This is a genomic window from Nostoc sp. (genome assembly GCF_036919895.1).
GTDB lineage: Bacteria > Cyanobacteriota > Cyanobacteriia > Cyanobacteriales > Nostocaceae > Nostoc.
The window spans coordinates 14,505-32,971 of record NZ_JBALBW010000025.1 but is presented as its reverse complement, the minus strand read 5'-3'; the positions used below and the strand labels follow the sequence as shown (position 1 = coordinate 32,971).

Annotated in this window: 17 protein-coding genes; 9 read left to right on the top strand and 8 right to left on the bottom strand. The window is 42.1% G+C overall.

What is annotated here, in order from left to right; genetic code table 11:
• Window positions 1-5: 5 nt before the first annotated feature.
• Window positions 6-1,157, bottom strand: coding sequence for a C1 family peptidase (locus V7K55_RS04110; RefSeq protein ID WP_334828485.1), 1,152 nt, complete (start codon window positions 1,155-1,157; stop codon window positions 6-8).
• A gap of 586 nt (window positions 1,158-1,743) precedes the next feature.
• Here V7K55_RS04110 and V7K55_RS04105 point away from each other — a divergent pair.
• From V7K55_RS04105 to V7K55_RS04095, 3 genes are all read left to right on the top strand, one after another.
• Complete coding sequence (locus V7K55_RS04105) at window positions 1,744-3,033, top strand: glucose-1-phosphate adenylyltransferase (RefSeq protein WP_334828483.1); 1,290 nt, start codon at window positions 1,744-1,746, stop codon at window positions 3,031-3,033.
• A 33-nt stretch (window positions 3,034-3,066) separates the two neighbouring features.
• Window positions 3,067-3,636 (top strand): AAA family ATPase, encoded by a 570-nt coding sequence (locus V7K55_RS04100; RefSeq protein WP_334828481.1) that lies wholly within the window; start codon window positions 3,067-3,069, stop codon window positions 3,634-3,636.
• 120 nt (window positions 3,637-3,756) lie between these two features.
• The gene (locus V7K55_RS04095) at window positions 3,757-4,761 is read left to right on the top strand and encodes a DnaJ C-terminal domain-containing protein (protein ID WP_334828479.1); all 1,005 of its coding nucleotides are present in this window, start codon (window positions 3,757-3,759) and stop codon (window positions 4,759-4,761) included.
• 45 nt (window positions 4,762-4,806) lie between these two features.
• Here V7K55_RS04095 and V7K55_RS04090 read toward each other — a convergent pair whose 3' ends face one another.
• The 3 genes from V7K55_RS04090 to V7K55_RS04080 form a co-directional block, all read right to left on the bottom strand.
• Window positions 4,807-5,475, bottom strand: a complete 669-nt coding sequence (locus tag V7K55_RS04090; RefSeq protein WP_334828477.1) for a glutathione S-transferase family protein — start codon at window positions 5,473-5,475, stop codon at window positions 4,807-4,809.
• A gap of 53 nt (window positions 5,476-5,528) precedes the next feature.
• The gene (locus V7K55_RS04085; protein ID WP_334828475.1) at window positions 5,529-6,065 is read right to left on the bottom strand and encodes a peroxiredoxin family protein; all 537 of its coding nucleotides are present in this window, start codon (window positions 6,063-6,065) and stop codon (window positions 5,529-5,531) included.
• A gap of 224 nt (window positions 6,066-6,289) precedes the next feature.
• Window positions 6,290-6,901, bottom strand: a complete 612-nt coding sequence (locus V7K55_RS04080) for a peroxiredoxin (RefSeq protein ID WP_334828473.1) — start codon at window positions 6,899-6,901, stop codon at window positions 6,290-6,292.
• A gap of 131 nt (window positions 6,902-7,032) precedes the next feature.
• On the opposite strand from V7K55_RS04080, the gene V7K55_RS04075 reads away from it, so the two are divergent.
• The 5 genes from V7K55_RS04075 (at window position 7,033) to V7K55_RS04055 (ending at window position 12,588) form a co-directional block, all read left to right on the top strand.
• The gene (locus tag V7K55_RS04075; RefSeq protein WP_334828471.1) at window positions 7,033-9,168 is read left to right on the top strand and encodes an amylo-alpha-1,6-glucosidase; all 2,136 of its coding nucleotides are present in this window, start codon (window positions 7,033-7,035) and stop codon (window positions 9,166-9,168) included.
• 286 nt (window positions 9,169-9,454) lie between these two features.
• Window positions 9,455-9,946 (top strand): thioredoxin-dependent thiol peroxidase, encoded by a 492-nt coding sequence (gene bcp, locus V7K55_RS04070; RefSeq protein ID WP_334828469.1) that lies wholly within the window; start codon window positions 9,455-9,457, stop codon window positions 9,944-9,946.
• A gap of 118 nt (window positions 9,947-10,064) precedes the next feature.
• Window positions 10,065-10,643: a hypothetical protein gene (locus V7K55_RS04065; RefSeq protein ID WP_334828467.1), complete on the top strand. Its 579-nt coding sequence runs from the start codon at window positions 10,065-10,067 to the stop codon at window positions 10,641-10,643.
• Window positions 10,644-10,747: 104 nt separating this feature from the next.
• Window positions 10,748-11,374, top strand: coding sequence for a type I restriction endonuclease (locus V7K55_RS04060; protein ID WP_334828465.1), 627 nt, complete (start codon window positions 10,748-10,750; stop codon window positions 11,372-11,374).
• A 5-nt stretch (window positions 11,375-11,379) separates the two neighbouring features.
• Window positions 11,380-12,588 carry a cysteine desulfurase family protein gene (locus tag V7K55_RS04055; RefSeq protein WP_334828461.1) on the top strand — a complete coding sequence of 403 codons (1,209 nt, stop codon included), beginning with the start codon at window positions 11,380-11,382 and terminating at the stop codon, window positions 12,586-12,588.
• On the opposite strand, the gene V7K55_RS04050 is transcribed toward V7K55_RS04055, so the two are convergent.
• Entirely contained in the window at window positions 12,536-13,492 is a 957-nt protein-coding gene (locus V7K55_RS04050) for an aldo/keto reductase (RefSeq protein ID WP_334828459.1), read from the bottom strand. The two genes, V7K55_RS04055 and V7K55_RS04050, sit on opposite strands and share 53 nt — an antisense overlap.
• 226 nt (window positions 13,493-13,718) lie before the next feature.
• Between V7K55_RS04050 and V7K55_RS04045 the strand changes: the two genes are divergently transcribed.
• The gene (locus V7K55_RS04045) at window positions 13,719-14,459 is read left to right on the top strand and encodes an SDR family oxidoreductase (protein WP_334828457.1); all 741 of its coding nucleotides are present in this window, start codon (window positions 13,719-13,721) and stop codon (window positions 14,457-14,459) included.
• 41 nt (window positions 14,460-14,500) lie between these two features.
• Here the strand turns inward: V7K55_RS04045 and V7K55_RS04040 are convergent, their stop codons facing one another.
• The 3 genes from V7K55_RS04040 to V7K55_RS04030 form a co-directional block, all read right to left on the bottom strand.
• On the bottom strand, window positions 14,501-15,550 hold the full coding sequence (locus tag V7K55_RS04040; protein ID WP_334828455.1) for a cyanophycinase: 1,050 nt from the start codon (window positions 15,548-15,550) through the stop codon (window positions 14,501-14,503).
• A 491-nt stretch (window positions 15,551-16,041) separates the two neighbouring features.
• Entirely contained in the window at window positions 16,042-17,292 is a 1,251-nt protein-coding gene (locus V7K55_RS04035; RefSeq protein WP_334828453.1) for a cupin domain-containing protein, read from the bottom strand.
• Between the two features lie 31 nt (window positions 17,293-17,323).
• Window positions 17,324-18,466: a cupin domain-containing protein gene (locus V7K55_RS04030; protein ID WP_334828451.1), complete on the bottom strand. Its 1,143-nt coding sequence runs from the start codon at window positions 18,464-18,466 to the stop codon at window positions 17,324-17,326.
• Between the last annotated feature and the right edge of the window lies 1 nt (window position 18,467).

Below are 18,467 nucleotides of genomic sequence, written 5' to 3'. Positions count from 1 at the left end.
TACGGTTAATTATGTCTTTGTTGAGTATTTCTAGAAGGTGTAGGAGTAGAAGGTGTGGGAGGAATTAGCGTATCATGAACATTTGTGGAAGGATCATTACCTAGAAGAAAACTATCACTAGCTAGAAATCCAAACTGCCCTTCGTCAAACCACTCATTCTTCACTAATGACCACCAGTCAGTAGCTAACCCACTTAATACATAATCATAGGGTAGCCAACCATAACCATCTTCACCCCAATCTTCACCCCAGCAATTTCTAATTAGGAAAGCTCCTTGAGTTGGAGACTTGTCGTTGGAATTGTTAATTGAGTTATAGTTGGGATGGTCAATTGACTTATTGTCATCATAACCAACGGCAACAACTGCATGACCACCCACCATCTTTTCGCCTATAGTAGGATAAGGGATTTTTCCTGTTTTTACAGTTTTCTTATTTAAAAGAGAACTATAGGTTGTAAACCCAAACATTGCAGGGAAGCCAGCATCTAAAAAAGCTTTGATTTTAATTAAAACTTGCTGTTTTGAAAGTTGAGGTAAGTCAAGCCTAAAATACTGAAGTGCTTGATAATTCTGGGCATAGGCATAGCAAAAAGCAGGTGGTTCTTCGTCAAAATTCTCAATGTTATAAGGCCAATATTCCTCTGGAGGTATGCCAAAAAGTGCCATTGCTTTCATTGTGAAGCGCGTGGATACTCCAGTGTCTCCAGTTAATTGCATCAAATTTCGTGCAACTTTGTAGAGAAAGAGGCTGGAGGCATCTATATATTCGCCCATTTCTTTCCTTTCAAAATATTCTACTAAGGCAACACCAGCTATTGCTGTGCATGACTTGAGATTTCCTTGCTCCTGAATTGGAGAACACCATTCTCGCAAATCGACATGAGAAGGTAAAGGTATATTTTTTAGATATTGCAAACTTGCCGAACTTTGGTCTGTTAGTTCTTTCAAACGTAAGAGCAGGCTAGTTTGCTTTTTATCTTTTCTCCCGCTCTCTTGAACCTCTGTCCCGTTCTCTATTTGTAACCTGCGATCAAATAAAATTACTTTTTCAAGTCTAATTCTTTCTTTGTTTTTAGAGTCTTCGATTATCTTCTCTAGGGAATAGTCTCTAAAATCTGTATGATCTGGCAACCAACCCATTCTAAAGTTCGGCATATGTCTGTACCCTGTTTTAAATATCTTAACAAGTTGGCTTAATAGCTAGCTTTTAGCTGGCTGTAAGTGAATACACTCTAAAAATATTGTTTTACGGATTACACCTATAACTTTTTTATATTTATTTTTATAACAAGGTTTGTCACAGACTATTTACCTCTTTCCCTTGCAAGCTCTCTCTCACAGAGATAAGATTCTACGCGAGGGCGGTGCAGTCGAAACTTACTAGGACTTACGCATTGACAGAGAAGCCAAAGTAACAGGTATAGTTTTCAAGGCTTCTAGCTAGATTTTTCAATGATATTTTGGCGATCGCAGCAAATCTTGAGTGATTAATAAAAGCCTGAAACAACGTATTTACGTTGATACACAAGATAGTTATTTTGTACAGTGCGTAAGTCCTACTTACTATACTTTTTACCTAAATTAATACAAATGTTCTATTTTTCTCCTTATCAGCCGCACTATCCATCACCAACAGCATTCTGTAAAATTCATCCCTGAGAATATTTGTTCCCCCCTTACCTGTGGTGGCAGACAGTCCTAAACTGAAGATGAGAGTTGAAAGGCAGTCGGGAGAAATTTTGTGAAAAAAGTATTATCAATCATTCTTGGTGGTGGTGCGGGTACTCGACTTTACCCCCTAACCAAACTCCGCGCTAAACCAGCAGTACCAGTGGCGGGTAAGTACCGCCTAATCGATATCCCTGTCAGTAACTGCATAAATTCCGAAATATTCAAAATCTACGTCCTGACACAATTCAACTCAGCTTCCCTGAATCGTCACATCGCCCGTACCTATAACTTTACTGGCTTCAACGAAGGCTTTGTAGAAGTGCTAGCAGCACAACAAACACCAGAAAACCCTAACTGGTTCCAAGGTACAGCCGATGCTGTGCGTCAGTATCTGTGGTTAATGGAAGAATGGGATGTAGAAGAATATCTAATTCTCTCAGGCGATCACCTCTACCGGATGGATTATCGCCAGTTTATCCAGCGCCATAGAGATACGGGGGCTGATATTACTCTCTCAGTTATCCCTATTGACGAGCGCCGCGCCTCAGATTTTGGTTTGATGAAAATTGACGATTCTGGTAGAGTCATCGATTTTAGCGAAAAACCCAAAGGTGAAGCATTAACCCAAATGCAGGTTGATACAAGCGTACTGGGATTATCAAAAGAACAAGCCCAGCAACAGCCTTACATCGCCTCAATGGGGATTTATGTCTTTAAAAAAGAGGTTTTGTTCAAGTTGTTAAGAGAAGGTATAGAAAGGACTGATTTCGGCAAAGAAATTATTCCTGATGCCTCTAAAGATTACAACGTTCAAGCGTACTTATTTGATGACTACTGGGAAGATATTGGGACAATCGAGGCGTTTTATCATGCAAACTTAGCACTGACTCAGCAGCCCCAGCCACCCTTTAGTTTCTACGATGAAAAAGCACCAATTTATACCCGCGCTCGTTACTTACCTCCAACTAAACTTTTAGATTGCCACATCACAGAATCAATTATCGGCGAAGGTTGTATCCTGAAAAATTGCCGCATTCAACATTCAGTTTTAGGAGTGCGATCGCGGATTGAATCTGGTTGCGTCATCGAAGAATCTTTGCTCATGGGTGCAGATTTTTATCAACCTTCTGTGGAACGCCAATGTAATGTAGAAAAAGGTGACATTCCTGTAGGTATTGGTACTGACTCGATTATTCGCGGTGCCATCATCGATAAAAACGCCAGCATCGGTCACGATGTGAAAATTATCAATAAAGATAATGTGCAAGAAGCTGAACGCGAAGCTCAAGGTTTCTACATCCGCAGTGGTATCGTTGTCGTGCTGAAAAATGCTGTAATTCCTGATGGAACAATCATTTAATAGTTAGGAGTTAGGAGTTAGGAGTTAGGAGTTATGAATAAAAATTCTGATTACTCCTCACTCCTTACTTTTAATTCCTCACTTTTAACTCCTAACTCCTCACTTTTATTACTGATTGGTCTTCCAGGTAGTGGAAAGTCAACTTTGGCAAAACAATTACTGACAGAATGCCCCCAGATGTCGCTGATTTCTACAGATGCCATCCGGGGGCAATTATTTGGTTCCCAAGCCCTTCAGGGACCGTGGCTGCTGATTTGGCGGGAAGTAGAACGGCAATTTCAGCAAGCTATTTCTACAAAAAATACAGCCATTTTCGATGCCACCAATGCCCAGCGTCGCCATCGCCGTGAAGTCATTGCTTTAGCCCGCGAATTGGGCTTTACCCAAATTACGGCAATTTGGGTGGATACACCAGTCTGGTTGTGTTTAGCACGTAATAAAAGGCGATCGCGCCAAGTTCCTGAAGAAATTATTTTGCGGATGCACCGTCAACTCCGGGATGCTCCCCCAAGCGTGGAAGAGGGGCTAGACGGGCTGATCCGCTTATCAGAAAAATTGGAGTACGGAAATTGCGATCGCACTTTGAGCGAGAACCACACTTGATTTTCTATATTCTTTGTTAATTTAAAATCAGATTGTTTTGCTTTGGCACTATCCCTAGCAATTAAATATCTTGCGATCTTAAAAAAAAACATAACAGTAATTTCTATAGGAGGCTAGTAGATGGCTGCAACCGACTTCAAAGACTATTACGGAATTTTGGGAGTTAGTAAGACTGCCACTCAGGACGAGATTAAACAAGCCTTTCGGAAACTAGCCCGCAAATATCATCCTGATGTCAACCCAAATAACAAACAGGCAGAGGCACGCTTTAAAGAAGTTAGCGAAGCCTACGAAGTTGTGTCAGATGTAGATAAACGCAAAAAATACGACCAATTCGGTCAATATTGGAAGCAAGCTGGTGAAGGTTTCCCATCTGGCGGCGTTGGTGCTGATATGGGTGGCTTTGACTTCAGTCAATACGGCAATTTTGATGAGTTCATTAATGAGTTGCTAGGGCGCTTTGGCGGTGCTGCCCCTCGCGGTGGCGGTGGGCGACAAAGTTACTCTTCTTACCGCCCTCCTACAGGAGCGCCAAGTGGTTTTGGCGGCTTTAACGATTATGGATTTCAAGATCCAGGTGCGGCTACTTCCCAAGATAGTGAAGCTATAATTACCCTAAGTTTTGCTGAAGCATTTAACGGCGTACAAAAGCGCTTCAGTTTGGGTAACGAAACAATTGATGTTCGTATCCCATCTGGGGCTAAACCTGGTACTCGTCTGCGCGTGCGGGGCAAAGGTCAAATCAACCCAATGACTCAACAACGAGGGGATTTATACTTAAAAGTCGAACTTCTGCCGCACTCGTTTTTCCAAATGGAAGGCGATAACTTGGTATGCGAAGTGGCAATTACACCAGATGAAGCGACTCTGGGAGCCTCTATTGATGTACCGACTCCTGATGGTTTAGTTAATGTCAAGCTACCAGCCGGAGTGCGTTCTGGTCAATCGCTGCGTTTGCGTGGCAAAGGTTGGCCCCTCGCCAAGGGTGGACGTGGCGATCAGTTGATGAAGGTGGCGATCGCACCTCCAAAAGACCTCAGCCAACAAGAGCGAGAATATTATGAAAAAATCCGGGCTATCCGTACTTATAATCCCCGCAGTCATTTGCAGCAAGTTAAGCTGTGAAAATTGCAGATTGTAGAGACAGTAAATTTACCGTCTCTACATTGATTAGGTATGAATTTGCCGCGTATTTCTCGCTACTATAACGGACTTAAACGCTTCCATTGCCTCTGGTGTAGCTTCGGTAGCTTGCCACGATGGACGTACAATTAAGCGATCGTGCCAAGCATTCAGTTTTGGATAATCACTTAAGGAAATACCGACTTCCGGCAGCCATATTACTACAGTTCCAGCCACAATATCAGCTAGAGTTAGGTTTTGACTACCAAAGTAAGGGCGATCGTCAAGTAAATTCTCGAATAATTTCAGTACTGTTGAAATTTTCTGCTTCGCCTGCTCGATTTTTTCTGGTTCTTCGCCAGGTAAGCCTAATATCTGAGGTAGAAATGTGATAGTTGCTGGCAAAAGCTCATTTACAGTTACCATTTGTACCATCCGCGCGATCGCTAAATCCTTGACATTTTTAGGCAACATCGCAGGTGTGGGATATTTTGCCTCTAAATAGTCCAGAATTGCTAAAGATTCCACTACATTAAAGCCGTCATCAACTAAAGCTGGAATGTGGTGGAAGGGGCTAATCGTCAAAAACTCTGGTTTAAACTGCTCCCCATGCAGCTTTATCTCTACTAATTCAAATTTAACTCCTTTTTCTAGCAGAGTAATCCAGACGCGGCGAGAGTTAGGAGAAACCGGTGAGTGATAAAGAGTCAGCGCCATAAAACCTCACAGTTTTATCAGTAGGGTGGACATTGCCAATTTTACACTTATACTTAATTGAATTGTTCTAACAAAGTCTCAACGCCAGCATTGTTATCCAGAAAAGAAAATGAATGCCAGTAGCCGAGTTTTCCTTCTTTATCTAATACAAACTGGGCTGATAAAGGCGCTCCTAGTGCTTGTCCAACTTGATAGGTACGAAACACTCGACAACTCGGATCGCTCAACAACGGCATTTTTAAGCTTAAATCCCTCACAACTATTTGACTCTGACGTTCATCGGTACTAGTAATCATTAAAACTTCTATACCACGATTTTTAAATTGCTCGTAGTTCTCATTCAAGGCTTTGATATGAGGAAAACAAAATGGACAATATTGCTTTTCAGTAAAGATGCGAGTAAAGGCAAGTAAAACTGGTTTCTTGCTTTTATAATCAGACAATTTTACTAAAGCCCCGTTGGTAATATCTGGTAATTGAAAATCAGGCGTTCCCACTCCCAACCTCAGCTTATTTGTAGCTGGAACTGGTAAAAAATTGCGGAAGAACCGCTCATTTAATAATCCACTAAAATCAGTTGAAGTCAACATATTTTTAACCTTAGAGTGTTCCAAAAAATAAACGCTCCAAAACCCGTCATTGGGCATTTTTTTACTTGGAGTATTCTTAATGATTTAAATACTATTTCATGGAAAAACCACAGATAGATCGGGAGATTGACACTGTTTTATGTGGATCTCTGTTTATCTGTGGTTTTCATTGATTTTGCTGTCAACTCCAACAACTTGAATTAGAGTTTGCTAGCTAGCAAAATTTAGACAGCAGAGAAGTATACTTTAGACTTCACTGGATCGGGATTCATTGTCTTGTCACCAGGTTTCCAACCAGCTGGGCAAACTTCATCGGGGTGAGACTGAACATACTGAATTGCTTGTAATGTCCGCAGGGTTTCATCAACGCTGCGACCAAAAGCTAGGTTGTTGATGGTAGCGTGCTGTATGATACCATCTTTATCGATGATGAACAGACCACGCAAGGCAATGCCGGCTGCTGGGTCAAGAACGTTGTAAGCGGCGCTAATCTCTTTCTTAATGTCTGAGACTAGAGGATAATTCAGGTCGCCGACACCACCAGACTTACGATCTGTTTGAATCCAAGCGAGGTGGGAGAATTCACTGTCAACGGAAGCCCCAAGGACTTCAGTATTGATTTTCTTGAATTCTTCGTAGCGATCGCTAAATGCTGTGATTTCAGTAGGACAAACAAAGGTAAAGTCTAGTGGGTAGAAAAATAGGACGACATACTTACCGCGATAATCGGAAAGTTTGATTGTCTTAAATTCCTGATCTACCACAGCCGTTGCTGTGAAATCGGGAGCTTGTTGGCCAACGCGGATGCTTCCTTCGGTTCCGTAAGTAAGGGACATTAACCTAATTCTCCTTTATCGGTTTATTAGCGTTGGAATTTGGGTCAAGTAAAACTCGCCCATCCACGCTCTCACAGTTTAATTACGATCTGTTACGACTATATCATACTCATAACGATTTTGAGTAGCAAATGCTTGATTTAGATACAAGAGAATGGTTGCTTACCAATGGCTTAGGAAGTTTTGCCAGTGGTACAGTTTCTGATGTCCGCACGCGCACTTATCACGGTTGGCTGTTTACCGCTACAAACCCGCCTTCTGGGCGGAATCTGCTGCTTTCGCACTTAGACGCTAGCTTAGAAGTATCCGGGAGCGTTGTGGCGTTAGGGACAAATGTTTGGGGTAACGATCGGATTGAACTGACAGGCTACCAACTGTTACAGGGTTTTGATATTAACCCAGTTCCAAAATGGACTTGGGGTCAAAATAACTGGCAGTTAACCAGACAATTGATGATGCCTTATGGGTTAGTAGGGATTGGGGATTGGGGACTGGGGACTAGGGACTGGGGATTAGGAGCGAAGAACGAGGAACTGGAAATAGGAAAGAATGCTTCTCAATACCCAGTACCCAATCCCCAATCCCAATTTTGCCATCGAATTTTGATCCAATATCGCTATGACGGAAGTGATACAGCAATTTTACGGCTGCGACTGCTAATAGCAGAACGTGATTTTCACCACCAGCAAACTGCTAGTTCAGGATTACAGTTTTCAGAATTGCTTGGGCAACAGCAAGTCTGTCTGCAAGCAAAAAAATCTGGGAATTTGGGTATACCTTGGCACTTGCGCTGGACACAAGGAAAATATCAACCAGATGCAGTTTGGTATTGGAATTATGGATTGTCTGAAGAGACAAAGCGGGGATTAGGTGACAAAGAAGACCTCTACAGTCCTGGTTACTTAATAGTCACACTGCAACCAGGAGATGTGGTCACTTTAGAAGCACGAGTAGGTTTTCCCGACTCAATGGCAGGTGTTCTCACCTCTGAAACCTTTGCAGAAGCCGTGGAGGTAGAGCAAGACCGGCTCTCCAAGATTTTTGGATGGAGTGAAGGAGGGACTAGGGACTGGGGACTAGGGACTAGGCAAGAGTCATTAAACTCTCAATCCCCACTCTGGCAAAAACTACTCAAAGCAAGCGATCGCTTTATCGTCTATCGAGGCTCAATAGCTGGCCCCACAATCATTGCTGGTTATCACTGGTTTAATGAGCGAGGACGTGACATATTAATTTCCTTACCTGGATTGGCACTAGTTCCACAGCGCTTTGACCTAGCAAAAGGAGTATTACGAACTTTTGGGCATTACTGTCGCCACGGTTTGATGCCTAATGCATTTCCTGATGATGATGGTGAACCACTTTATAACAGCATTGATGCGGCGCTGTGGTGGATTGAAACTTTAGGGCTTTATTTAGAAGCTACCGAAGACTGGGAGTTTTTGGCAGAGCAATTCCCTATAGTCTTACAAATTCACAAAGCCTTTGTTGGTGGTACACGCTACAATATCCAGGTTGATGCTATTGATGGGCTAATTAGTTGGGATGTTCGTGGTGTAGCCCTCACCTGGATGGATGTGGTAATTGGGGTACATCCCGTCACTCCCCGTCACGGTAAGCCAGTGGAAATCAATGCGCTGTGGTATTCAGCGTTATGTTGGCTGAGTCAGTGGGCAGAACGCTTAAGCGAGTTGAAGCTTGGCGATCCAGTGCGTCTCACTAAGCAAGCACAGCGTTATGCTTTACAAGCACAAAAGGTTAAAACCTCGCTGCAAAAGTTCTGGAATCCTCAGCTAGGTTATTTGTACGATACTATTGAGCCAGACGATCGCCGGAATTTTCAAATTCGCCCCAATGCGGTTTTGGCGCTGTCGCTGCACCATTGTGGATTTTCTGAACAACAAGGGTGTCAAGTACTAGATTTGGTAACTGCCAGCTTGCTGACTCCTTATGGTCTTCGCAGTCTCGATCCAGGAGATCCCGAATACAAAGGGAGATATGAGGGGAATCAAGAGCAACGCGATCGCGCCTATCATCAAGGCACTGTTTGGACTTGGCTAATTGGGCCATATATTCGGGCTTGGCAACGTTTTTATCCACAACAATCGCTGCCTTTTGATTGGCAACCCTTGCTAGATCACTTCCTATCTAACGCTTGCCTAGGTTCTATTTCTGAGATTTTTGATGGTGACTCACCTCACACACCCAGAGGTGCGATCGCTCAAGCTTGGTCAGTTGCTGAGGTTATCCGTCACATACAAAAATAATTCGTAATGACGCTCTCTACAAGACGCTAAAAGCGATCGCGGACTGGCCTTCTCGTGTCGCTAACATAATTAGTAATTCTTAGAGGATATTTTAAAAATTCCAGAAGTTATGGTTTGTCATTAGCTATGGATGCAGTAAAATATTATACCGTCTTTATCTACAAATTTTTCGGATTTAATGACTCAAAGAAGGTTACTTTCTGGGTGTTTTTTGTTTAGAAAGCATAGCCCAATATATGTACAATTCTAAAGCTATATCTACGACGAGCTACGCTTACACCCCATCATGAGCAACATTCCCCAAGTCGGACAACTAGCGCCAGATTTCTCCACTCCTGACCAAAATGGTAATGCAGTCACTCTCGATGACTTCAGCAGTCAGTGGGTTGTCGTCTACTTCTACCCCAAAGATGACACACCAGGCTGTACCACCGAAGCGACAGATTTCACCGAGTTGTATCAAGATTTCAGCGCACTCGGAGCAAAAATCTTAGGCGTAAGTCCAGATTCGGGTAAGTCCCATTGTAAATTTATCAGCAAACATAACTTGTCAATCACCCTGTTGAGTGATCCAGAACATATTTTGACAGAAGCCTACGGCGCTTGGCGCTTAAAAAAATTTATGGGCAAAGAATATATGGGCGTTGCTCGGTCAACATTTCTCATTTCATCTGATAAAATTATTGCCTATGCTTGGCCGAATGTAAAAGCCAAAGGCCATGCTCAGGCAGTTTTAACTAAATTACAGGAATTAGCAGCCATGCAAAGTCCTAAGTGAATCATGCAAATGCAGCTGGATAAAAAGCCAGTTGCTCTTGAGTATTTTTTTGATATGACGTTGCGATCAACTATTTAAATTCTTAGAATTGAGGTCAATACCGTTTATGAATATGAGTATGGATTCTAATTCAAGATTAGAGTACCTCTATAAAGAGTATGTTCGATTAAATGAGACAGCTGAAGAATATATCAAGAGTGCCTTTGAAGACTTTAAGTTAATGGGAGTAATCGGTGCAACAATTGCGCTTTGGAAACCAATTGTAGATATAATTGTATTAGCAAACCCCAAAATTGAATCTAGTGGACTTATATTTTTAGGTTTTCTAAGTTTATTACTAGTGGTTACAATTATAGGATTCTGGAACTTAATCAAGCAGTGCTTTATCATCTTTTTGGCAGATAATCTTCAAGGATATGAGGAAGAAATCAGAAAAGAGCTAAATGAAAGAGGTGAGTCCAAAGTTTTTAATTTGAATCTTGAGAAGGAAACAAAGCTTATTGGAAGCTATAGAATTACTTTTGCTGCTTTTTTAATAGTTTTTGCACTTGCAACTAGCATTGTGCCATTTTTAATATTGATTAATATCAAGGTTTATTATGCAGTAATATACATATTGTTGTCATTAACAATTTTTACAATTTATTGTCAAGTCTTGAAAAAATCAACCAAAAAGTATTTAGCCAAAACTAGATGAATAGGGAGTTACTATAAAATTTTTATTTTGGTTTGAAAATAACTATAAAATGCCAGCAATTTTATCAAAGTTGTAAATTAGGTTTCTCAAAACTTAAAGCTAATATGGTTAAAGTCATCCAAGCACATAATGTCAGCCTTGCTGATTTAGAAGCAAAATTTGGTCTGCAACAAGCTGAAAATGAGACTTTTTTTACAGAGTGGTTTGACACTCTACCGGAAATTACAGATTTAGAAAAGCAAGATTTAGACAGAGTAAAATTTCATTTTCTCCGTTTAGTCAAGCGTCCTCCTTTGTCAGAAGAAACAGTAAAATTAGTAGTTTTATCTCCTTTACTAAATTTAGCTGGATTTTATGATGAGCCTTTTTATATAAGAGGTGAGGAATCAATAGAAATTTCTGCGGAGGATGAAGAAGAAGTTATTAGAGGTAGAATTGATATTTTAGTTATTCAAGAAAAATTATGGTTGTTAGTAATTGAATCTAAAAAGTCTAGTTTTTCTCTTTTAGAAGCTATACCCCAAGCACTGGCTTATATGTTAGCCGATCCTAGCCAAGATAAACCTACTTTTGGATTAGTAACAAATGGTAGTGATTTCATTTTCCTCAAACTTACCAAACAAAATCAGCCAAGGTATGCTACATCTGACCAATTTACGCTTTTAAAACGAAAAAGTGAACTGTATCAAGTTCTAAGTATATTAAAAAATTTGAGTCAAATTTTGAGTTAATAATTATGTCTATTCGTCCTATATACCTTGATTGTCACGCTACTACACCCGTAGATGAACGAGTATTAGCAGCAATGATCCCCTACTTCACAGAAAAGTTTGGAAACGCATCTAGTATTGGTCATGTTTATGGGTGGGAAGCAGAAGCTGCTGTCAAACAAACGCGAGAGATTTTAGCAGCAGCAATTAACGCCACTCCCGAAGAAATTGTTTTTACAAGTGGGGCAACAGAAGCTAATAATTTAGCTATTAAAGGTGTTGCTGAAGCTTATTTTAAAAAAGGTCAGCATATTATTACTGTCGCCACTGAACATAATGCAGTTATTGACCCTTGTAACTATTTAAAAACTCTCGGTTTTGAAATTACTATTCTCCCAGTTAAAAAAGATGGATTGATTGATTTAACTGAGTTACAAAAGGCTTTCCGTCCTGAGACGATTTTGGTATCGGTGATGGCTGCAAATAACGAAATTGGCGTGTTACAGCCAATAGCCGAAATTGGGGAACTATGCCATGCTTACAACATCATTTTCCACACCGATGCAGCTCAAGCTATTGGTAAAATTCCCCTAGATGTGCAAGGGATGAAAGTTGATTTGATGTCGCTAACCGCACACAAAGTATTTGGGCCAAAGGGTATTGGGGCGCTATACGTCCGCAGGCGCGATCGCAGAGTGCAACTAGCTCCCCAGCAGCACGGCGGCGGACATGAACGGGGGATGCGTTCTGGGACATTGTATACACCGCAAATTGTCGGCTTTGGGAAAGCTGTAGAAATCGCTTTGGCTGAACAAGCGACGGAAACCCAGCGCCTCTCCCAGTTAAGACAAAGTTTATGGGAACAGCTTTCCCAAGTTGAGGGAATTCATCTCAACGGACACCCTCAACAGCGATTGGCGGGAAACTTGAATATCAGTGTTGAGGGGGTGGATGGAGCCGCACTTTTGCTAGGATTGCAGCCAGTAATGGCGGTTTCTTCTGGATCTGCTTGCTCCTCGGCAAATACTGCTCCCTCCAGTGTTTTGACAGCGCTGGGAACCCCCCAACAGCTAGCTTATGCTTCAGTGCGGTTTGGGATTGGACGGTTTAATACCCAAGAGGAGATTGATATTGTCGCGAAACATGCGATCGCAACTATTGAAAGTTTACGCAAAACCTCTTTTACGGATTCTCGCGCAGGAAAGCGCCAATCTGCTCTAGTTCCTGCTGATTGAGGCGAAATTCCCCAGCAGCAATGATTCCATCCACCTGCTGGGGATTGCGTGCGCCAACGATCGCAGCAGTCACCGCCGGATTGTTTAAAGTCCAAGCGATCGCAACTTCACCGGCGGCGCGATCGTGTTGCTTACCAATTTGCTGCAACACCTCCACTAACTTCAGGTTACGAGATAGACGTGGCTCCTGAAATTCATTACTTTGTTTACGCCAATCATCATCTGGTAAATTAGCAACCCGCTCAGATGTCATCTTTCCTGTAAGCAACCCAGATTGCATCGGTGAATAGACAATTACACCGATGTTATTTTCCTTACAAAAAGGCAGAATTTCCTTTTCGACACCAGGCTTAACCAGTGAATAAGGCGGTTGCAATGAGGTAACTGGTGCAATCTTCTGGATACGTTTCAACTGTTCTACATTGAAGTTTGAAACCCCGATATAGCGAACCTTCCCTTCATCTTTTAGTTTGGCGAGAGTTGTCCAGCCTTCTTCGATATCTGAGTCTGGATTAGGCCAGTGGATTTGATAGAGATCAATGGTTTCAATGTCAAGTCGGCGCAAACTAGCTTCAACCTCCCGCCGCACAGAATCCGCCTTCAGGCTGCGACCAATTTCGCCCTTTTCATCCCAAATCATTGAGCATTTAGTGAAAATGTAGGGGCGACTAGATCGACCTTTGAGCGCCTTAGCAACCACCTCTTCAGAATGTCCCAAACCATAGACAGCTGCCGTGTCAATCCAATTAACGCCGAGATCGAGAGCGCGATTAATTGCCTCAATAGATTCTCGATCGTCCTGCGCTCCCCAACCAAAAGCCCATCCACCTCCACCAATCGCCCAAGCACCAAAGCCGATTGGGGTAATATGAAGTTCCGAATTACCAAGCTGTTTGGTTTGCATATCTACCTTCTTCAATGATTTTTAAGTCAATTGCTAGTGTAAACCGCAAATATTTTCTTAACCGCTATCTGAAGTGTGAATCACTACTAGTGAAAACACGACAGCCAATCAGGACTTCTGTAGGATTACTAAATTCTAAATGTTGTGTTGATACACACTACATATACACTATACTTGCTCGAAAATAGTAAAAGTTGTCAGTGTTTATCAAAATAGAGAGGCTAAGATGTCAGAAGATTTAAAAGGCAAAGTTGCGCTAATCACAGGTGCAAACAAAGGTATCGGCTATGAAATTGCCCGCCAATTAGGTTCTAGAGGTGCTACTGTTCTGGTTGGTGCAAGAGATATCAAACGTGGTGAAGAGGCGGCAAATAAACTTAGTTTAAATGAAATCGATGCCCGAACAATTCAACTTGATGTCACCGATCAAAAAACAATCAACTTTGCGGCTCAACAAATCGAGAACGAATTCGGAAAACTTGATATCCTTGTAAACAATGCTGGGATACTAGCTGAAGGCGATCGCCTTCCACCTAGTCAAGTTGAGATTGAAACACTACGACACACTTACGAAACCAATGTATTTGGAGTGTTTGCAGTTACAAAAGCCCTGCTGCCACTTTTGAAAAAGTCAACAGCAGGGCGAATAGTTAATTTATCAAGTAGTTTAGGTTCTCTGACTCAGAATTCTGACCCAAATTATGAGTTCGCTAATTTTAAGTTTCTTGCATATAACTCATCAAAGACAGCAGTGAATGCAATTACAGTTCTATTAGCTGGTGAACTTAAAGATACCGCCATTAAAGTCAATGCTGCCGATCCTGGTTTCACAGCAACTGACATTAATCAACACCAAGGATACCGCACTGTTGAGCAAGGAGCGATCGCAGCAGTGAGACTTGCAACTCTACCTGAAGATGGTTCTAGCGGCGGTTTTTTTGATGAGAATGGTGTAGTTCCCTGGTAAAAAGTATTTTAACTCCCCATACCAGATGCCCTATTCCCTACTCAATAAGGATTTGAATCAATCCGTCCCCTTTTAACACTTCTGAGATAATAACCAGAGGTTGGTCTGTTTTTTAAGTTAAAGGTGTCGCCACTGCGAACTTTCCAAATTTTGTAATTGGAAAAGGTCAAAGGCGTTCGGGGTTCGCATACTTCTGGCGGATGATTACCAAGTACGAAGTATGCCGCACCCCTACCCATAACTTTCACCAAACCGTTTTTATCCACAAGAACCGATGTACTTTCACTAACCGCTATGCCTAAAACACTGCTAGATATACCATCCTTAATTTGACGGGCAATGAAAGCCATAATTCGACCCATTCTTTCCCGCCTGTCAAAGTGTGTATCTACGATAGTTCCTTTTAAATTACTCCAATTGAAAAAGTTGTAAGTAAAAGTAATGTCCCGGTAAGGATCTTCGAGTGCGTCTCTAGTTTCAATGCCTTTTTCAGAAGAAGCACAAGCATCATAGACACAATCACTTTGGATCATCGCCCCCGCACTAGTGCCACCAACACCGCCTCCCTTCAGATAAACTGACTTAACAGCAGCTTCAAGCTTGGTATCTTTCCAGTTGCGGATGTATTGACATTGATCGCCGCCAGCAAAGAAAACTACATCAGCTTTTTTGATTTTTTCAAAAATCTCGGTTTTGTTTGCTTCTTCTCTATTGCGAATCAGAAGAGTTTCCACAAAGTTTACGCCCTTCATGGCAGAAATTAGCCGATTGTAATCGTGATTACCATTCGTGCGGAGAACTACAACATTAACCTTGGTAGCGGAGTTACTACCTCCCCTAACTTGGTTAATCATCCACTGGATAGCATCATCGACATCGGGGCCACCCCCTCCCAAACTCAGGACTGGGCCCGCTAAGGAAGGACGGACATCAAAGGAGGATGAGGGGGAAGGGCTGACATCAACAGTGTCACCCAAGAAGTAGCGTTTCCAGTTTTCGATAAAACGGGTTATTAGGAAGGTTCCCATGTTCAACAACTTGATTCCTATATTTTTCAAGCGCCTTGCTATGCTTGGGAATGCCTTTGTCATACTAAGCTTCTGGAGCAAACTGCAATTATTGCTAGGCTGTGACACATTTTAATTGCTTATTTATTCGTGAGATTTGTCCTTTGTCATTAGTCAGTTGTCCTTTGTGAAGAACTAATGACAAATCACAGTCTTAACGAAAAATATGCAATTTGGACGCGCATTAGCTTAACTGTCGCACCTTAGTGGGTAAAATTTCCAGCGTACAGGGCTTGTACTGTTTTTTGACGTAAAATAACGCAGAGTAATCATTAATTCTCTGCGCTACTTGTGGTGTTTAATTCCGACTAGATGAAATCTCAAATAGACTAGGTATTAGTTGTTACTCTTTAGATTCTTCCGTAGCTTGGGGCAATATTTTTAAATATTCTGAATAACTAGGAACGCCCGCAAAGAATCTAATTCTGTTTTCGTTAGGGACTTCCAAATAAAAAAATACCCCAGAAGATTGGATAATTTATTTGTTGGAAGTCCATAATGTTATTAAACTTACATTAATCATATCCCCCAAACATAAACAGCGAAACTTGTTCATCGGTAGCATTCATTAAAGCGTGAAGATTACCACCTTTGAGCATGGCAAAATGTCCGGCTTGTAGTGTACGGATTTCAAAGCAGCGTTCTCGCTCTGGCATTTTGCACCAATCACCTACTACCATGAAGCCTTGACCATCCATCATCAGAAAAACTTCCTGGTTATCACGATGGCGATGTAAACCAATCCCACAACTAGCATTGAGGACGTGCAAATCCATGTAATCTACGGCAAAGAATCGTTCAAAACCGTTGCCATGATTTTTGCTACCAAAGGCGTTGAAGTTCCATGAGTTTAACTGGCGGCCCAATTCGGGTTTGCTAGAATAGCGTCCATAATTAGACATTAAATTACGATACTCCAAAAAGCCAATACCACCGTGAGGGTTAGGACTGACACCTGTTCCTAAAAAGTGATCCCATCCCCGGACAATCATGTTGAATTCGTACTGGTAATTTGCTCCATTCTGGGAGTCCCAAATTTTCTCGCTAAAGTCTGCCCAAGCAAGCTCTACATGCAGAGGTAATATAGGATGCATGGTGTTTGTGGGCGCGACATCCAGTATATAGCGATCGCTTAATGCTTCCCGGTTGAAGTCTGCTATGCTGCCATGTACTAAATCATTTCTTACCTGGAGTTCGCCGCGATCTAGGGCATTACGTCCTTTATCGTCTAGCTGATTTCGCAAATCGTTGCCTGGATAACCCCAAAACTCAACTTCATAGCGATCGCTTAAGGGATTATACGGCACCAAAATCAGTGATGGAGTTGCTACACCTGCGACTTTAATCCAGAGTTTAATCTTTTCCCCCAATTTATGGTTTGCAGCAACGGATAGTTTAGTATCAGGGCCGCCACGGTAAGAAACTCGCAAAAACGGCCCTGTCCAGTCTCCCACAGTCACCAAACCCCGAATTAAAAAGGTATCGGTACTAACAAAATCTTTGACATTTTGCTTTTGGAAATCTGTTTTATTATCCTGCACAGTCGGGTCGAGAATATTTGCATCATTACCTTGAGGCCCATATAAAACTAGAGACTCATAGGGAAATAGGTATTGCGACTCCCCTGTTAAATAGAATTCACGTTCAGCTGCTAGTTGGGCGCGTTCGAGAAAATTCAGCAACTTCAACAACGGATTACCCCGATTATAGTCAGGCGGGGTATTGGGATCGACTTTAAAAACACTGTCAGAATGAACAATAAACATGGCAACAGTTGTTCAGAATTAGGTACAGAAATTAAATTGTGTGATACAAGAAAGCAACGAACTTCATGGGTTTTGTACCAGGGTTACGAATGCCATGCATCCCACCACTTTTGGTAAAAATGATGCTACCTGATTTCACCGGGAGTTCTTTAAATTCGCGGTTCCCCAGTCCCATGACTTGACGTTCTACAGTTGGGTATTTGTCTGTGGCTGGATCGTCGCCGACACGCATATAAGCAATGCCTTCTCCCTCGGTGATGTAGTACAATTCTTCTGTACCAATATGTTGGTGAGTGCCTTCCACTTTGCCGGGAGGAATTGTCACTTCGTGGAAGAAGATGTTGGAACCGCCTAGTTCCCGTTGAACAATCCAGCGCATATCAATAATGTTGTCGTCTGCTCGATCTGGATTGTCGCCATCCATCATTGCATTCCGATAGCGCACAGGCTGAATGTCTGGTGCTTGTAAGAACCAACCGCGTTGGAAGTTAATTAGGTAGTTTTCATCCTTAATGGTATTTTGCTGTGAACTGGGTTCTTGACTCCGGGGTTCTTGGTGCGATCGCGAATAATCATTATCCCAACACGCATCAGCATCGCTAATTTGGTAGCCAGTGGGTAAATCGCGATCGTTTTCACGAAATGCCAATTCTATCTGCTTTAGTGCTTTGATATCTCGCAAAGCTGGGTTAAATGCCTTAACCCGCGTAATTGGCCCATTGCGCCCCATTTGATCCAAAATCTGAAAATCGTGGTAACTGGTAGCAGGGGCTTCTAAGGTTTCCCAAATCTCTACTTCGTAAGCATCAATCCACGGGCAATAGTGCAGCTTTACCCTGCTTTCTCCTTTCTTGCTTTCATCTTCTGGTAACAGCTTCACCCAAGCAATCACACCATTACTGAGCAGACGCTTTTTCTCGCGTACTTGCTCTACTAAACGACTGGATCTGTATTCCAGTCGCAGAAAATTACTGATAAACTTTCCATCCAGATATACCTCTCCCTTCAGAGCATTGATCCCCAAGTAGCTGCGAACCTCTCTCACGTTGTAACGGTAACGGGGGCTGCGGGTAGCGTTGAGGTATTCGGCATGGTAAATGCGATCGGGAAAAAAGACGACTTTAAAAATCTCGTTCCACGGATTAGTTTGAATGTCGTTAAATGCTGGGTCCATA

Bases quoted from the DNA above. Each gene is read 5' to 3' on its own strand.
- bcp (WP_334828469.1), top strand. From the start codon at position 9,455: ATGAGCAACATTCCCCAAGTCGGACAACTAGCGCCAGATTTCTCCACT.
- V7K55_RS04090 (WP_334828477.1), bottom strand. From the start codon at position 5,475: ATGGCGCTGACTCTTTATCACTCACCGGTTTCTCCTAACTCTCGCCGC.
- V7K55_RS04075 (WP_334828471.1), top strand. From the start codon at position 7,033: ATGCTTGATTTAGATACAAGAGAATGGTTGCTTACCAATGGCTTAGGA.
- V7K55_RS04100 (WP_334828481.1), top strand. From the start codon at position 3,067: ATGAATAAAAATTCTGATTACTCCTCACTCCTTACTTTTAATTCCTCA.
- V7K55_RS04050 (WP_334828459.1), bottom strand. From the start codon at position 13,492: ATGCAAACCAAACAGCTTGGTAATTCGGAACTTCATATTACCCCAATC.
- V7K55_RS04080 (WP_334828473.1), bottom strand. From the start codon at position 6,901: ATGTCCCTTACTTACGGAACCGAAGGAAGCATCCGCGTTGGCCAACAA.
- V7K55_RS04095 (WP_334828479.1), top strand. From the start codon at position 3,757: ATGGCTGCAACCGACTTCAAAGACTATTACGGAATTTTGGGAGTTAGT.
- V7K55_RS04065 (WP_334828467.1), top strand. From the start codon at position 10,065: ATGGATTCTAATTCAAGATTAGAGTACCTCTATAAAGAGTATGTTCGA.
- V7K55_RS04085 (WP_334828475.1), bottom strand. From the start codon at position 6,065: ATGTTGACTTCAACTGATTTTAGTGGATTATTAAATGAGCGGTTCTTC.
- V7K55_RS04110 (WP_334828485.1), bottom strand. From the start codon at position 1,157: ATGCCGAACTTTAGAATGGGTTGGTTGCCAGATCATACAGATTTTAGA.
- V7K55_RS04055 (WP_334828461.1), top strand. From the start codon at position 11,380: ATGTCTATTCGTCCTATATACCTTGATTGTCACGCTACTACACCCGTA.
- V7K55_RS04045 (WP_334828457.1), top strand. From the start codon at position 13,719: ATGTCAGAAGATTTAAAAGGCAAAGTTGCGCTAATCACAGGTGCAAAC.
- V7K55_RS04060 (WP_334828465.1), top strand. From the start codon at position 10,748: ATGGTTAAAGTCATCCAAGCACATAATGTCAGCCTTGCTGATTTAGAA.
- V7K55_RS04035 (WP_334828453.1), bottom strand. From the start codon at position 17,292: ATGTTTATTGTTCATTCTGACAGTGTTTTTAAAGTCGATCCCAATACC.
- V7K55_RS04030 (WP_334828451.1), bottom strand. From the start codon at position 18,466: ATGGACCCAGCATTTAACGACATTCAAACTAATCCGTGGAACGAGATT.
- V7K55_RS04040 (WP_334828455.1), bottom strand. From the start codon at position 15,550: ATGACAAAGGCATTCCCAAGCATAGCAAGGCGCTTGAAAAATATAGGA.